Source organism: Pseudoalteromonas sp. MSK9-3 (assembly GCF_003590335.1).
Classification (GTDB): Bacteria; Pseudomonadota; Gammaproteobacteria; order Enterobacterales; family Alteromonadaceae; genus Pseudoalteromonas.
This window is the reverse complement of record NZ_MIET01000003.1, coordinates 1-16,963: the sequence shown is the minus strand read 5'-3', so window position 1 is coordinate 16,963 and position 16,963 is coordinate 1. Positions and strand designations below refer to the sequence as shown.

Annotated in this window: 12 protein-coding genes; 8 read left to right on the top strand and 4 right to left on the bottom strand. The window is 42.2% G+C overall.

Annotated features, from left to right (window positions below):
• The first annotated feature begins 29 nt into the window (after positions 1-29).
• Positions 30-1,397 (top strand): oxygen-independent coproporphyrinogen III oxidase, encoded by a 1,368-nt coding sequence (gene hemN, locus BGP78_RS00235; RefSeq protein ID WP_119859526.1) that lies wholly within the window; start codon positions 30-32, stop codon positions 1,395-1,397.
• A gap of 59 nt (positions 1,398-1,456) precedes the next feature.
• Here hemN and BGP78_RS00230 read toward each other — a convergent pair whose 3' ends face one another.
• Complete coding sequence (locus BGP78_RS00230; RefSeq protein WP_119859525.1) at positions 1,457-3,082, bottom strand: cyclic peptide export ABC transporter; 1,626 nt, start codon at positions 3,080-3,082, stop codon at positions 1,457-1,459.
• A 123-nt stretch (positions 3,083-3,205) separates the two neighbouring features.
• Between BGP78_RS00230 and fhuF the strand changes: the two genes are divergently transcribed.
• From fhuF to BGP78_RS00200, 6 genes are all read left to right on the top strand, one after another.
• The gene (fhuF, locus tag BGP78_RS00225; RefSeq protein WP_119859524.1) at positions 3,206-3,931 is read left to right on the top strand and encodes a siderophore-iron reductase FhuF; all 726 of its coding nucleotides are present in this window, start codon (positions 3,206-3,208) and stop codon (positions 3,929-3,931) included.
• A gap of 103 nt (positions 3,932-4,034) precedes the next feature.
• The gene (locus BGP78_RS00220; RefSeq protein WP_119859523.1) at positions 4,035-5,255 is read left to right on the top strand and encodes an isochorismate synthase MenF; all 1,221 of its coding nucleotides are present in this window, start codon (positions 4,035-4,037) and stop codon (positions 5,253-5,255) included.
• Complete coding sequence (locus BGP78_RS00215; RefSeq protein WP_119859522.1) at positions 5,252-6,862, top strand: (2,3-dihydroxybenzoyl)adenylate synthase; 1,611 nt, start codon at positions 5,252-5,254, stop codon at positions 6,860-6,862. Before BGP78_RS00220 ends, BGP78_RS00215 begins: the two co-directional genes overlap by 4 nt.
• A gap of 8 nt (positions 6,863-6,870) precedes the next feature.
• Positions 6,871-7,737, top strand: coding sequence for an isochorismatase family protein (locus BGP78_RS00210; RefSeq protein WP_119859521.1), 867 nt, complete (start codon positions 6,871-6,873; stop codon positions 7,735-7,737).
• Complete coding sequence (locus tag BGP78_RS00205; RefSeq protein WP_119859520.1) at positions 7,737-9,071, top strand: condensation domain-containing protein; 1,335 nt, start codon at positions 7,737-7,739, stop codon at positions 9,069-9,071. The genes BGP78_RS00210 and BGP78_RS00205 overlap by 1 nt, the downstream gene beginning before the upstream one ends.
• The gene (locus tag BGP78_RS00200) at positions 9,061-9,825 is read left to right on the top strand and encodes an SDR family NAD(P)-dependent oxidoreductase (protein ID WP_119859519.1); all 765 of its coding nucleotides are present in this window, start codon (positions 9,061-9,063) and stop codon (positions 9,823-9,825) included. The genes BGP78_RS00205 and BGP78_RS00200 overlap by 11 nt, the downstream gene beginning before the upstream one ends.
• A gap of 76 nt (positions 9,826-9,901) precedes the next feature.
• Here the strand turns inward: BGP78_RS00200 and BGP78_RS00195 are convergent, their stop codons facing one another.
• Entirely contained in the window at positions 9,902-11,992 is a 2,091-nt protein-coding gene (locus tag BGP78_RS00195; RefSeq protein ID WP_119859518.1) for a TonB-dependent siderophore receptor, read from the bottom strand.
• Between the two features lie 232 nt (positions 11,993-12,224).
• Positions 12,225-13,406, bottom strand: a complete 1,182-nt coding sequence (gene dapE, locus BGP78_RS00190) for a succinyl-diaminopimelate desuccinylase (RefSeq protein WP_119859517.1) — start codon at positions 13,404-13,406, stop codon at positions 12,225-12,227.
• A gap of 283 nt (positions 13,407-13,689) precedes the next feature.
• Between dapE and BGP78_RS00185 the strand changes: the two genes are divergently transcribed.
• Positions 13,690-14,925, top strand: a complete 1,236-nt coding sequence (locus BGP78_RS00185; RefSeq protein ID WP_171044390.1) for a lysine N(6)-hydroxylase/L-ornithine N(5)-oxygenase family protein — start codon at positions 13,690-13,692, stop codon at positions 14,923-14,925.
• A 612-nt stretch (positions 14,926-15,537) separates the two neighbouring features.
• On the opposite strand, the gene BGP78_RS00180 is transcribed toward BGP78_RS00185, so the two are convergent.
• On the bottom strand, positions 15,538-16,963 hold a 1,426-nt coding region (locus tag BGP78_RS00180; protein ID WP_147386042.1), incomplete at its 5' end, for a thioesterase domain-containing protein.

Genomic DNA, 16,963 nt, shown 5'->3' with positions numbered 1-16,963 from the left:
CATTTTTAGTAATAGTGAGTGCCGTCGTCATGAATACACCTACCTGGGATGATACCCTGATCAATAAATATAATGTATCAGGACCAAGATACACCTCTTATCCCACCGCATTATCTTTGCAAAGTGGATCCCAGCAAAGCGATTTACTCACTGCCATTGAGCGTTCGAGCAGCCATTCACTCTCACTGTACATTCATATCCCTTTTTGTCACCAGCTCTGTTATTACTGTGGTTGTAATAAAATAGTCACTCGTCATCAATCAAAAGCCGATGTCTATTTAGATCACCTAGAAAAAGAAATTCAATCGCAAGCACCTCTTTTTAAAGCGTATAAAATAGAGCAACTGCATCTCGGGGGAGGAACACCGACATTTTTAACTGCCACACAAATGACACGGTTAATATCGATATTAGAGCAACATTTTTACTTTCAAGATGATGCACAGCGGGGGATTGAGATAGACCCACGCTCTTTAGAGCAAAATATGTTGAAGACCTTACACAGGCTTAAATTCAACAGAGTGTCTTTTGGCATTCAAGACTTTAACGATGAAGTACAAGCTGCGGTCAATCGTCCGCAGCATGTTGATGATGTGATTGCCTTAGTACGTCAAGCGCGTGAACTCGGTTTCGCTTCAATTAATACCGATATGATTTATGGTTTACCTCACCAAACACCTGAAAGCTTTGCTGACAGCATCAAGCAACTCATTGCCCTGAGTCCTGATCGTGTCTCGGTTTTTAACTATGCGCATTTACCAGAGCGATTTGCTGCGCAACGTAAACTGAAAGACTCTGACATGCCAACCCCTCAGCAAAAGTTGGACATATTTAAAAATACCCTACTGCAAATGAATGAGGCGGGATATCAATTTATTGGCATGGACCATTTTGCCAAAAAAACGGATGAACTCGCCATTGCGCAAAACACGGGTAAACTGCATCGCAACTTCCAAGGCTACACAACACATGGAGAGTGTGACTTACTGGGTTTAGGCGTCTCGTCAATTTCACAAATTGGCAACGCCATACTACAAAACCATAAAGCACTAAAAAGCTATTATCAAGCGGTCTCTGAAACAGGCTGCGCACTGAGCAAAGGCATGATACTCAATGCCGATGATGTACTCAGAGCTGATATCATCAAACAACTTATTTGCCATTTTTCATTGCGTATTGCAGACATTGAACATGCCCATTCAATTCATTTTTTTGAGTATTTCGAACGGGAACTCAAAAGCTTACAACCCTTGGTAGATGATGGGTTAGTAATGCTGTCTGAGTCTCACATTACCATTACCCGCAAAGGTAACTTGTTCATTCGCATTATCTGTATGTGCTTTGATGTCTATTTACAAAACCAACTAAAAAGCAGCCGTTTTTCTCGTGTGATTTAAAAATGAAGTAAAAAAAAGCCCGTGTACATTACGCGGGCTTTTTGTTGTATTACTTCCTATTAAGCAATACTTTGCGTGTTCTTCATCACAGATGGTTCTGTTAATTTACCATTTTCCATCTTCAACAACCTATCAGCCAAATGGAAGTACTTGTCATCATGGGTGATCACCAATACCGTTTTGCCTCTGGCCGTGAGCTCTGGCAACAATTCCTTATAGAATACGTCTTTGAATAACGGATCTTGGTCGGCCGCCCATTCGTCAAATAAGTAAAATGCACGATCTTCCAAATAAGCAACAACTAACGCTAAACGCTTTCTTTGCCCCTGAGATAAGTCCCTGGTGGTAAACGCACCATCCTTAATAGCCACTTTATGATGTAAGTTTAACTTTTTAATAAGTGCATTACCTTTATCTTCTAATGCTTGATTAGCAACGCCCAATAAACGGTCAAATAAATAAAAATCCGTAAACACTGTGCTAAATAGTTGGCGGTAATTGTCTAAGCTTGGCGCCTCTATTATGGTGTTATCAACAGTAATATGCCCATTGTTAGCGGCATACAAACCACTAAACACTTTCGCAAAGGTAGTTTTTCCACTGCCATTGCCTCCGACTAAATAAATTAACTCTCCGGCATTAATCGTCAGATTTATAGGAGAAAGCGCAAAGACTTCATCACTTTGTTCATGGTAATAACTGTGGCTTAATTCTTTAACATGTAGCTGAGTGAAGCTGGTTATTTTTTGATTTGAATGCTGCTCTATTTGTTCAAGATCATCTTGAAACTCCGCAATCGTCTTGGCAGATGCTTTCGCTTCAAAAGCGCGCGGGATCGCTTCGAGCATAACCTCTAATGGGGTAAGCATGTATAAAAATAACAGCGCAAATCCTGACATGATCTTGCCACTATCAGATTCGATACCTGACAAGTAGTAAAGCGTCCCACCAATAAAAGCAAAAATACTAAACCCGCCCCAAGACGCGGCTAAATGGTAAATACTCGCCCCCGCGACTCGACGCGTTTTTAATTTATCAATGGCTTGGCCTAAGACTTCCTTTAAAAATACTTGCCGTTTGCTCTGATTCAATTTAAGTTCTTTTGCACCCTCGACAATCGCATCAAAGTGTACAAAAAGCTCATCTTGCAACCTTGCTGCTTCTGACACCTTTTTATACGCCTTCGCATTTGCCAAACTGTAACCTGCAGAGCCCAAAAATAAGGTTAATAAAGCAAATAAAAACACCTGCCAATCTAACCAAGCCATATAACCAAGACTACCCAGAACAATCATGGCATTCGTGAGTATGTTAGGTAGACTCTTGAAGAAGGTGGCCACTTTTAAACTATGCTCCGTGAGGCATGATTTAATTTTTGCGCCCCCTTGCCTTTCCATACTCTCTAATTTGGCAGAAATAACCAGCTCTGCAACCTGGCTTCTTATCACGGCCTGACTTTGTTCACTCAATTGTTCTGCAATGAGTTTAGAAAACAATTGCAAAGCCACTCCAGATATCGCCAAAATTGCAAAGTAGATAAACTTTTGATCTAGCTGGTCACTTTCACTATTAATAATCTCATTGATCAGTGCGACAAGCGATACACTGATCAACCCAAACAGCACACTACTCGCTGCGGTAGCGAAAAAGCGCCAACGCGTTTTCTTTATTAAATGCCCTAACACAATAAACCCTAACTTAGTTCAATTAAATACAAGACGAGGATCCAGTAAAAAAATTCAGTGTCAATTCGTCTTTGTCGTAGGAAGTTCAAGAATACATTTAAACTAAAGGCTCAATACCGTCATATGCTGCCCATTCTATCCCCTTATTTAAGCGGTCCTTTTGCCAATTATGGTAAAGGGGTTGGCTTACACACTGGACATACTGCGTTCACGCTTGATGAGCAAATGAAAAATGGTATGTTACATCATGAAATCAACAGTTTTGCGCAAAAAAAAGGGGTGATCAAATCAAGAAGCCAAGCCTCCGTTTGGCATATGCATTACACTTTGCAAATACTTCCCAGTATTATTGTCGCCCACAGTGTTTTACAGCAACCGCTGACGTTATCGTTAAAAAGCGTCTTTTGGCATACACAGTTACAACAACTGCAACTGCCAGATCAAGGGATAAGTTTATATGGGACAAATACAGAAACCCGCTACTCAGACCTAATTTTCAATCATTTAGCCCCGCTTCATGAGTGGTTAGAGCAGCATTTTTCGATCTCAAATAAAGTGCTTTGGAGTAATTGTACTTTTCGGTTCAACCAATTCTTACATGCCATTGAGCACGCACTCGGTCACTCAGAACACTTAGCAAACGAAAAGCGTATGTTGCTGAGTGAGCGTCATATCAATGGCCAGATTAATCCTCTTTGCAGTAAACCCATTATGCTTACAAACTCTCTCAGCACCTATCGGATCCGTAACCACTGCTGCTTATTACATGATGTCCCAAATAAATCTCACTGTAATGACTGCCCTAAATTACCACAGCATATTGCACACTACAGTGCTAATCGCGAGTAAGAGACTAAATCTTTTGCAATGACCCTCGTCTTGAAAAAATAATGTTTGCGTCAGATTACACCGTTAATCTGCGCACAGCTGTACCATCACGACAAGGTGACTTATGTATATGAAGCATGCTTTTGAAATGCCAGACCCCAACAAAACACTAAACTTTCAAAGTCAACGCGACTGTTTATTTATGTCTGGGGAACAATGTATTGTTACCCAAGGGATCAAAAGTCGTTTTACATCACCTATCAACAATACTCAGCAATTAGTTGAAACCGTGCAGCAGCAGCTCACCAAGCAACCAGAGGGTACTTTGGCGTTTGGTGTTCTCCCTTTTTGCAAAACACAACAAGCCCACTTCATCATCCCAAATAAAACCACACGCTGGGAAAGGCCGGCCATCAGCAGCTGGTTGAAGGCAGAGCTGAGCACCTTAAATAAAAAAGTAAATCACATAGAAGCTGTGACATATTTACAAAATCAAGCGCAATTCAAGTCATCAGTCAATGCTGCAAAACAGCTATTTTCCGAAACAACATTAGAAAAAATAGTCCTGAGTAAACAAGTCGATCTCACGTTTAAAGACCCAATAAACAAAGAGCTTGTTTTATCACAGCTGCTACAACAAAGCCGCAGTGGTTACCACTTTTCATTTCCTGTCAATGATCATACAACACTCATGGGGGTCAGCCCCGAATTGCTATTAGCCAAGCATGGCCCACATGTTTTAAGCAACCCATTAGCTGGATCAATCCCCAGAGCAGCATCAGCGCAGCAAGAGGCCAAGCATAAAAAAGCACTTTTTAACTCCCATAAAGATCGCTTTGAACACGCAGTCGTGATTGAAGATATGGAAAAGGTGCTTACCCCTTTTTGTAACACATTAGATGTGCCACTCGAACCCTCGCTATTAAGCACTGCAACTATGTGGCATTTATCTACCGAATTAAAAGGTGAATTACAAAACCAGCATACGCACATTCTTGATATCGCCAATAAATTACACCCATCGCCGGCTTTATGTGGCAAACCAACTCAAGCAGCCTACTCACACATTTTAGACCTTGAAAAACATAGTCGAGATTTATTCTCCGGCATTATTGGTTGGTGTGATCAACATGGCAATGGCGAATGGGTGGTGGTGATCCGCTGTGCCCAACTTGAGAAATACCAAGCTCGTTTATTTGCAGGTGCAGGTATCGTGTCGGCCTCAGAGCCAACTCTCGAATGGCAAGAAACAGATGCTAAATTAAAAACAATGCTGAATGCATTAGGCTTAACGCTTCAAGATATTCAGCAATTATCCAACCCTAAAGAGAACGCTGAATTATGAGCATTGAATACACTCCGTGGCCAACCGATTTAGCACAGCTATATCGTGAAAAAGGTTATTGGCAGGACAAGCCGTTAACTTGCTTACTTGATGAACAGCTCGTAACCAATGGTAATGGTATCGCACTCGCTGATGGTAAGCGCTCAATTAGTTACCAGCAGTTATCGCAGTATAGCAGCAACTTAGCCGCTAATTTGGCGCAAAAAGGCTTAAAACAGCACGATACGGCACTTATTCAGCTACCCAATTGTATTGAGTTTTATATTAGCTACTTTGCGCTACTTAAACTCGGTGTTGCACCGGTGTGCGCACTCTTTAATCATCAAAAAACTGAATTACAAAGCTACTGCGAGATTTTACAACCAGCCCTTATTATTGCCTCTTCAATGCATGAGTTATTTAACGATGATCAGTTCACTCATGAATTATTTAATCGCTTTAATTGCTTGAACACTGTGATAGTAGATCATCACAAAGGCAATAGTGAATTAAAACAGGCCTACTTACTAGATCAGCAATTCAATGCTCCCGCGTTAAACCCCAGTGACGTCGCTTTCTTTCAACTGAGTGGTGGCAGTACCGGTACGCCAAAGTTAATACCTCGCACCCACAATGACTACTTATACAGTGTGGTTGCCAGTGCTGAGATCTGCCAACTTGATGGCGAAACGCGCTATTTATGTGCCTTACCCGCGCCGCATAACTTTCCGTTAAGCTCACCTGGTGCACTTGGCGTATTCCACGCAGGGGGAAGCGTGGTACTCGCAGCGGACCCCAGTCCAACGAGCTGTTTTTCATTAATTGAGCACTACCAAATAACCCACACGGCATTAGTGCCGCCAGCGCTCCAGTTATGGCTGAGTCATGCGGTGCAAGCAGGGTATGACTTAACCAGTTTGCAGCTTATCCAAGTAGGTGGCGCAAAGCTGAGTATTAGCGTTGCTGAGCAAGTCGAACCAATTCTAGGTTGTCAATTACAGCAAGTATTTGGCATGGCTGAAGGTCTAGTCAATTACACACGCCATGATGACGACATATGGTCTGTCATAAATACTCAAGGCAAGCCCATTAGCCCGGATGACGAAATTAAAATTGTTGATGAACAAGGGAATGACGTTCCGCCAGGTACCGTTGGTAGATTGCTTACACGCGGCCCATACACCTTTAGAGGGTACTATAAATCTCCGCTTCATAATGCTGACGCGTTTGATGAAGAAGGGTTTTATAGCTCCGGCGATTTGATTAAACAGCTGCCATCAGGTCATTTAGTTGTAGAAGGTAGAGACAAAGACCAAATAAATCGCGGTGGTGAAAAAATTGCTGCCGAAGAGGTCGAAAACTTACTATTAGGTCATGATGACATTGCCCATGTGGCAATCGTGTCGATGCCAGACAGCACCCTTGGTGAGAAAAGCTGCGCATTTGTCGTGCTGCAAGAAAACCCAACAACCAAACTGTCTGCCTTAGTGCTGCGAAAGTACTTACGCCAATTAGGTATCGCTGATTTTAAAGTACCGGATAAGTTCCAATTCGTTGCAGCGCTGCCATTAACCGCAGTCGGTAAGGTCAATAAAAAAGCACTGCGTGCTACATTTGAACAACAATAAGATTAATTATGAGTATTCCAAAGTTAAGCCATTATCCATTACCACGAGAAGCACAACTGCCAGACAATCGCGTTGATTGGCAAGTTGATCCGCAACGCGCTGCGTTACTTATCCATGATATGCAGCATTATTTCATTAATTTTTACGGTGAAAATAACCCTCTAATCGATGCCGTTATCGCCAATATTCAAGCATTAAAACATTATTGCTATGAGCATGATATTCCTGTTTATTACACCGCTCAGCCTATTAAGCAAGGCACTCAGGAACGCGGTTTATTACGTGATATGTGGGGGGATGGCCTACAAGACCCAACGCAGCAGCCTGTCATTGATGCACTTGCCCCAACGGACAAAGACATTGTGTTAACCAAATGGCGTTACAGTGCATTTCAAAAGTGTGATTTTGAAGAACGCTTAATAAACTCAGGCCGTGACCAATTACTCATCGTTGGCATTTATGCGCATATTGGTGTGATGACCACCGCCGTTGATGCCTTTATGCGTGATATTAAACCATTTGTCATAGCCGATGCCGTTGCTGACTTTAGCTATGATGAACACCAAATGGCGCTGAATTTCGTTGCACAGCGCTGCGGAAAAGTCGTCAATACTGCGCAAGTATTAGGTGAAGAAACATTAGATTTAACCTCTCTTGACGGGCTTAAAGCGCATATCCTGCCACTTATCGACTGTGAACCAGATGAATTTGATGAATTCGAAAGCCTGATTGACTATGGGTTAGATTCAGTGCAAGTCATGAACCTCATTGCATTATGGCAACAACAAGGTATTGAGACTAACTTTATCGAACTGGCGCAAATTCCAACCCTTTCTGCATGGGTTGAATTGCTGGAAGAACGCAAGGACGACTAATGACCCATACAATAGCAAACCCTCTGCCACTGACGACATCTCAGCATGCCATGTGGTTACTCCACACCATTAGTGGCCGAGGTGAGTTATTTAATGTTGCTGAATGTATGGTGTTCAAAGGTAAAGTTGCAGCAACGACGCTGCAACATGCTTTCAATCATGTTTGGCAAGCCAGTAATACCTTAAGTTGTCGCTTTCCCCATGATGCAGATTACACACCCTCGCTACAACCAACACATAACCCCCCTGTTATCGAGATCATTCAACTTGAACATGATATTGAACACATTGCTGAATATGCTCAACAATTTATGGCTCCAAAGCTCTCTCAGTCATTTGATTTATCATCGCAGCCACTAATGCAGTTGCAACTCCTTAGAGGAGAATCTCAAGATTATTTGATGATTTTAGCGCACCATTTATTACTAGACGGCTATGGATTTGGCCTATTTAGCCAGGCATTGAGTCGCAGCTATAACGCACTCATGAAAAATAAAGCGCTGCCAAATTTACGCTTTTCTGATCAACAAACCTTGCTTGAGGCACAGCAACAAACCGCCTATTTAGCAACGGTTGATTCGGCACGCGAAACATTAAACCAATGGCTTGATAATATAGGCGAAGTTCACAGCTTTAGCGACAGTAAAGCCGACGTCACTACCGCAAATAAACGAACCAGTCAGCAATTTACGCGCACTCAATGGCAAACCATTCAATCAGCCGCCTCGTTAATTAATTCAAGTAGCTCAGAAATACTATTAGCTGCGATCGCGGCCGCACTAATTGCTAAAACTCAGCATTATCATGTCACACTCGGCCTTATTATGATGAACCGCCAATCAATGGCGGAGCTCTCAGCCCCTTGCGTGCAAAGCAATGTATTACCTTTACCACTGAACGTCTCACCAGACATGACATTGCAAAACATCACCGCATTAGTGAACCTGCAGATAAAAGAGTTAAAACAGGTGCAAAGCTACCGGGTAGAGTCTTTAAAACGTGACCGACAAAAACAAGGTAAATCATTGACCGTCTTTGGCCCAACCATTAACTTGCTGCCGTTTTCGAGTAATCCGAAATACGCAGGCATTGAAACCCATAGCCATATTCTCAGTGCGGGCACCACTGATGATATCATGCTGCAAATTCACTTACTGGGTGATACCCCTGCGAACATTGACTTTGATGTGAATGAAGCACGGTATCAGCCAAGCCACGTCAATGCCATCCAATCACAGGTTTTTGACGCCGCGATACGCTGGGCAAATCAGCCGACTTTAATGTTGTCTGAGCTTATAAAATGCCTTTCGCAGGAGCCTGAATATGTCGTTTGATACACAGTTAAAGACCGAATACCATGACAAAGTCGTGTGGGTAACCGGTGTAGGTCAAGGGATTGGGCTCAGCGCTGCGCAGCATTTCGCAAAGTTAGGGGCCAAAGTCATCGGCTTTGATAAACACTTCAGCGACACCGCTTGTTTATATAAATCTGTGCAGTGTGATTTAGCAAAGTTAACGGAACTAGAAGCAACGTTAAGTGAATTGATTGCTCAAGGCTTGGCACCTTATAATTTGATTAATGTCGCAGGTATTTTAGAGTTCGAAACCATTGAACAGCTCTCTCTCGCTCAATGGATGCAATGCCAAACCATTAATAGCAGTGCCGTTTTTTTATTTATAAAAGCCTGTTATGAACACTTTAAAACCACACAACAAGGTAGCATCGTCACGGTGGGCTCAAATGCAGCGAATACCCCTAGACAAAAAATGGCAGCCTATTGCGCATCCAAAGCGGCGGTTACTCAGTTGACACTCACTGCGGGATTAGAGCTTGCTAATTATGGCGTACGCTGTAACGTGATAGCTCCTGGTTCCACGCTCACCCCGATGCAAACGAGCATGTGGCTAGATGAGTCTGGTGCTAACAATGTCATCGCAGGTTTTGCCCAAGAATATAAACTGGGGATCCCATTACAAAAAATTGCCACCGCGGATGAAATAGCGCGCAGTATTATTTTTGTTGCGTCACAGCTTTCCTCACACACCACCATGCAAATACTCACGATTGATGGCGGCGCGACTTTTTAAGCCTATTAAATTCAGTTTCTCATTAACAAAAAAGGAGGCATATGCCTCCTTTTGTGGATGTCACTCTCTGACGGTCTTAGAACCGATAATTTATCTGTGCAGAGTAATTGCGAGGCGTGCTAGCCCTGCGACTAAACCATGCCACTTTACTTTCATACTCTTTATCAAACGCATTATTAATATTCGCTTTGATACTTAAGTTATCGGTCACGTCATAGCTGGCAACTAAACCAACGACAGTGTAAGACTCTAACTCTGGATAATCAAAACCTTTACGAGGAACGAGGATAAAGCCATGCCTTTCTCCCGTCCAATTAATAAAGCCACCGACCGTTAGCCCTGCTAGCGAGCCATCAAACTCATAGTCAGTATTAAACTTAGCCACTTTATCAGGCACAATTTTAGAAATACGGCCTTCATTGTTATCTGCTAGGCTCAGATTGCTATACGCAATTGATGCACGCCATTGGTCATTAATATAGCCACTGATTTCAATTTCATAGCCCTTCGACTCAACACCATCAACCGCTCTATAAATACGGGCTGCTGCTGCACTTGTATCATTGATAGCAAAATTTTCTTGGTTAATCTTAAACAGTGCGACATCAACATTTAAATTACCATCAAGTGATGAATAACGTGCCCCTATCTCCTTATTTTTACCGACGGCTGGATCAAGTAAATCGCCATTTTTATCGAATACCATTTGGAGTTCAAAGATATCGGTATAACTGCTATATACAGAAACCGCTTCTGTTACATCATAAGTGGCACCAACATATAGACTGGTATCACTGTTGTTAACCCAATCACTAAAGATATCGCCAGCGCCTGCACGTGAGTCAATATCTTTATAATTTGCACCCAATAGAATATTTAGCGGTTCAGCCAGACTCAGATTAGCAGCAATACGGTAGTTCTTAGACTCTTGCTCTGAATTAGTGATAGATGGTTCAGAAAACACAGGCATTGGAATGCTTGCACTACTGCTAGGATCATTCGCATTTATAGTAGGAGCGGCCTGCGGAAATGCACGTTTTTCAATTTCTGTAAAGCTGGCATCTGCGGCACTAAACGTCACATGGTGTTCACGATCTAAAAGCGTAAAGTTACCTGTTAGGTTGAGTTCAGCACGCTCACTTTCATTCTCGCGGTCAGAGTGGTTTATGAAGGAACGATATAACCCAGACTCAACATCTGGTAATGAATCGCCACTAAAAAATATCCCATCTGACTCAACATCTGAGCGATGGTAACGACCCTGAATGGACCAATCGTCATTCAAAGTATATTGTAGCTCAACCATTACGTTATCTTGATTGACATCTTCATACACCCAGCTCGGGGTATCATTGTGACTGGCATTACCATTAAATGCAGAGCCATCGCTATAGCTAAATGGTAAACCACTTGAAAACTCGTCTAGTTCATCTTCTTGTTGCGACCAGAATAGTGAAGCCGAAAGGTCATCAGTTAGCTCAGCGCTGATTGTCCCATAAATCACTTTACGTGCACTATTAACACGCTCTTGAAAAGAGTCTGCAGTTTCATAAACCGCAACCGCACGTGCTTTTACAGAACCATCATTGGTCAGCGAACCTGTCACATCACCTTCTACTCGACGCTTACCCCAAGAACCTAGCTCAGCATTTACGTAACCTGAAAAGCTCTCTTGTGCGCGTTTTTGAATAAGATTAACAGTCCCTGACGGCTGGCCGACTTCTTGTAGCATACCCGTAGAGCCTCGGATCACTTCAACCGTCTCAAACATGCTGGCATCAAGCAATGAACTTTGAAAAGAGCGCCCCGCCGAAACCATACCGTCAACTAAATAACGGTTCATCGCAAAGCCTCTTGCATACGTAAAACGGTCACGCCCAGAAGGCGAAGGATCTGTATGAATTGCCGCACTGTGCTCTAACGCCTCACCTACAGAGTTTAAGTCATACAATGCGATATATTCAGCATCGATTAAAGAAATCGATTGCGGTGTATCACCAATGGCAAGCGGTAATCCCGTTGCACCAATATTACGGTAGTGTTTGCCCAGTACTTCTATTGTTTCAATGTCGTTTACTTCGCTACTCACATTGACGTTATCCGACGCATAAACAGAGGTGCTGAGTAATGCAGCAATACTTATGGCGATTTTTGAAACTCTTGTCATTTGACCCTCATCATAATTAAATATTAACCATCCTTTGACGACGTGACGTAATTACAGGAACAAAATTCATAAAGGATCGACAAAAAACCACTTAATTAACAGTGGCATATCATTTAAATCACAAGAACCGAAAATATTTTACTATATTACCTAATACCTTCTCTTTAAAAGAGTTTATTAGCGCATGTTCAGAAAGCACCTAGACCAAAGCAATGGCTCTGAAGACACTGACTCACCTTTCATCTACACAAAATGCTGCGAGCACTTGTTGATAAATCATCGCTAAGTCACCGATATCAGCAAGTGATGCTGATTCATTAACTTGATGAATATTATCATTGCGCAACCCAAACTCAATCACTTCAGTATGGCGTGATGCGATAAACCGCCCATCCGATGTGCCGCCATCCGTTGTCAATATGGGTTTAATGCCAACTGTATTTTCAATCGCTGCATTCAGAGTGTTTACAAACTGGTTCGCTTTATTAAAGTAAGGTGCACAAGGTCGCTGCCATTCAATTTCATAGCGAATGTCGTCACTGAGCAATGCTTTTTTTATCAATTGCTTAAGAGAGTGTTCCGAATGTAAACTACTATAGCGAATATTGAAGCAAATATCGGTTGTACCGGGTACAATATTATCTACAAACTCCCCGCTATTCAGCTGAGTGATCTGTAAGCTAGTCCCAGGCATTGTGATCGACCCAGTATCCCACTCTAATGCCAATAAACGTTGACTCAGCACAATAGCGCCATGCGCTGCGTTTTGACAATTATGAGGATAAGCAACATGCCCTTGCTGCCCGAATACGCGAATATGACCAGATAAGGAGCCTCGTCGACCAATTTTAACCGTATCACCCAAACGTACCTTGCTCGAAGGCTCACCAACCAAGCAATAATCCGGTAAATGTGCTGTACCCAAGGCATTTAGCTTATCCATAATACACGATGTACCATGTTCCGCTTCCCCCTCTTCATCACACGTTATAAGCAGCATAATTTTGCCTTTATTGCACTGTGATAATAGCCCCTCTACAGCGGCAATAAAACAGGCTATACCCCCTTTCATATCCGCAACACCTCGGCCATATAAACGCTCTGATATAATATTGCCAGCGAAAGGCGGGCTGGTCCAAAGCTCTATAGGTCCGGCAGGCACAACATCTAAATGGCCAGCAAACGCAAACGTTTTACCTTGGCCAAATGTTTGCGTTGCGATTAAGTTGCGTACACCATGTTGAGTTACCTCTTGGCACGTGAACCCTAGTCTTTTTAGGTACTGACAAACATAATCAAAGCTGCCTGCATCATCTGGCGTGATAGAAGGGAATCGCACTAAGTGCTGTGTGAGCTCAATCGCTTTATTTTTAAGTGACAAATTATTTAGTTCGATATCACAAACGCTGGTCATAATTCTTCGCTAATCGCTGGTAGTAAATCGTCTAAAGCATGCCATCAACTTTTCGTATGCACATACTTTGTGTGTTTAGATCCTCTAGACGAAGCAACGACAAATAAAGTTAGACTATCGTCATTATTCCTAAATAAATTCTATCTAATAACGCGATTGCATCGCGATAAAATGAAAAGCCACAAAGAAAATAAGGAAAACCTAAATAATTATCATAAACCTTCGTCTCATGGTGACTACTAATAGCTACAGCAGCATGCAAATGCGCTTTGATGAGGCAAACATGAAATTATACGACGTTATAGGGATAGGATTTGGTCCAGCTAACCTAGCTTTAGCCATTGCGTTACAGGAACAGGGTAAGCTAACCGACAAGGTGTGCTTTATCGAAAAACAAGCTGATTTCTTATGGCATGGTGGGATGTTACTTGATGACACGACAATGCAGATTTCTTATCTGAAAGATCTCGTAACACAAAGAAACCCGACCAGTCACTTTAGTTTCACTAACTTTTTGCATCATCAAAATAGACTAGATAGCTATATTAATTTAAAGACGTTTTATCCATCAAGGTTAGAGTTTAACAGTTATTTAAGCTGGGCTGCATCCCACTTTAACGACTACTGTCACTATGCGGAAGAAGTGACTGATATCAGCCCCATCATCGAACAAAATGGGGTTGAATTTTTAGCAATCACCACGCGCAACGGTGAAGGTCATGAGCAAACTCGCCATGCCAAAAATATCATTTTAAGCCCTGGTGGTAATGCAAAAATACCTGACGTATTTAATGATGTATTTCAACATGAAAATGTATGGCACTCATCTCAATATTTAATGAATAAAGACAAAATCAAGCCTGGCGAAAAGGTCGCAGTGATTGGCGCAGGCCAAAGTGCAGCTGAAATATTCGTGGATGTGCAAAATATCTCCCACCAACCACAAGTCGACTTAGTGTTTCGCGCCGGAGCTATGAAACCGGCTGATTCAAGCCCGTTTGTCAATGAGATCTTTGACCCTCGCTACACTGATTTAATGTACGAAAATACACCAGAGCAACGCAGTGCATTTTTAACTGAATTTAGAAATACAAATTATGCTGTTGTTGATGAGCCATTACTCGATGACATATATGGTCGTTTATATACTCAGAAATTAAAAAACGAAACGCGTTTCTCCATTAAAAATAACACCCATGTAGATGCTGCTGCAATAGCAGGTGATCAAGTAAACCTAACGCTTCGCCATGCTCAACAAAGAAGTTACGTAGAGAAATATGATCATATGATACTCGCGACGGGCTACCAGTATTCATCTCGACCGCCGCTTTTAAAATCGGTCACGCCGTGGTTAGAAGACGATATTGCGCGAGACTATCAATTACGCACTGTCGATACCTTCAAACCTAAAATCTTTACCCAAGGTATCAACGAAGCAACGCATGGTATTAGCGATTCACTCCTGTCTATTTTAGCTATTCGTTCTGCAGAAATAGCAGATGCACTCAATATCAGTTAATTTTATCTCAGAGTAATCCAATAACATGATATTGGATTACTCCCCTGTCTCTTTCTTCTGAAATTATCAATGTCACTTGTCTTACTATACTGACTTAACCACTCTTTTTTAGTGCGAAACCACACCTGCATTAAGCAAATAGTTAACTCTTGCAACGAATCAAAAACTTAGGGGCTGTTGATCTTTCAGGTTCATTTTTGCAGCAGCTTGATTGGCTTTTATACAAGACAAAGGCTGCGTAGCATGGTTACTCCATGTGAGTCAGCCGATAACATAGTAGAAAAGTCAATCAAGCGCTGCCTACCGGTTCTTTTGAGCGCCCTTTTCTCTTTGTTGCTTAATATTCGCTTAGATTACTAGGCCACACATTAAGCGCCGTGATAAAAGCACGCTCAAAGAGAACGAAAATAGAACAGCAAAGATCAACAGCCCCTAGTAACAACACAAAATTTCACAATATCAATTTTTCATACCAAGTACCTTTAACATAAGAAAACGTTACTTGGTTAGCAAAGTAAAGCTGCAATTTCACCATACTTAAATGCCGCGCAAATAAAAAGTGCCGTTATCAAAGACAGAGCGGCACTTCCCAATTAGTATTTATTACACTATTTACTGTTCAATATTATTTAACATAGTCCTTTCAATGCTATCCAATAACTCTGAACTAATCACAATCTCTTGATGATCGTAGTCTAAGCGAGTATCCGGTAACGATTGCTTCAAACCAGTATAATATCGTGACACTTTGTCAGCTGAACTCTCCGTTGACCACCAACAGTGCACTGTTTCAGGAGTGACCACCTTATACTCTACAGGCTGTCGTGCAATAACATGTAAATGATAGGAAACTTCAATTAACCTGACTAACTCTTCTGCCGGTAAATCAATGAACTCAAGACTGAAACAGCTCTTATACTGCATTAATAAGTTAACCAATGGCGCAACATCTTCAGAACCCGTCGCAACATAGTCACGTAAAAGCAGTTCAATTTCGTCTTTACACTCAACAACAGACTGCATTACCCAGTCTGTGATCCACTGACGCCATGTTAAAACGTGACTATATTGTTGCTCAAATGGACTCCAACTATCTATCAGCTGCACGGTAGCAACCGTGTGGCCAAGCTCGCAAAGCTTATTTGCAACCAATAGCGTAATCGGAGCACCCAGTGACCAACCAGCTAAATTGAAAGGACCCGAGTTCTGATAGCTCAAAATTGCAGTGGTGTAATGATTGGCTAATTCCTCTAGGTCTGATGTTTCATAAAAAGCAGTATCTGGCGCAACTCCTAAACAATTCACCTGACCTTCAAGCCTTTGCGCCAGAGGGCGGTAAGCCATTGTTAAACCAGTGCCTTCATGTAAACAAAATAGATTTGGGGCTGCTTTATTGTGCGAGTTCAGACTATGTATACTCTGTATCGCATCATCTAATAACGCAACCGCTAACGACTTCAGATCTGAGGCTTGCCATAATACTCTAATATTGAGCGGTAAATGGTGTCGCTGTTGCCACTGACTGATCACTTTTAAACCATTAATTGAGTCACCGCCTAATTCAAAGAAGTTATCGTCCCGCCCAACTTGCTCAACACCCAACACCGATTGCCAAATCTGCGCCAATAACACCTCCAACTCGCCTTCTGGTGCTGCATAAGCTATCTCGCTTTGGAGTTGTGCCTTTGGTAATGCCTTTCTATCTATCTTACCGTTACTATTCGTTGGCAGCGCCGCTAATGCCATTAACACACTCGGGACCATATAATCGGGTAATTGCTGAACTAACTGCTCTTTTAGCGCCACCACATCCAATATGTGCTCATCATGCCCAGATACATACCCAACCAAACGCTTGCCTGAAGGGGTATCATCCGCTATAACCACCGCTTCATTCACACCCGCTGACTTACGTAATAAAGACTCTATCTCTCCGAGTTCTATTCGAAAGCCTCGAATTTTAACTTGATGGTCAGTACGTCCCAAGTACTCCATTTGGTTATCTGCATTCCAGCGTACCAAATCTCCCGTACGATAT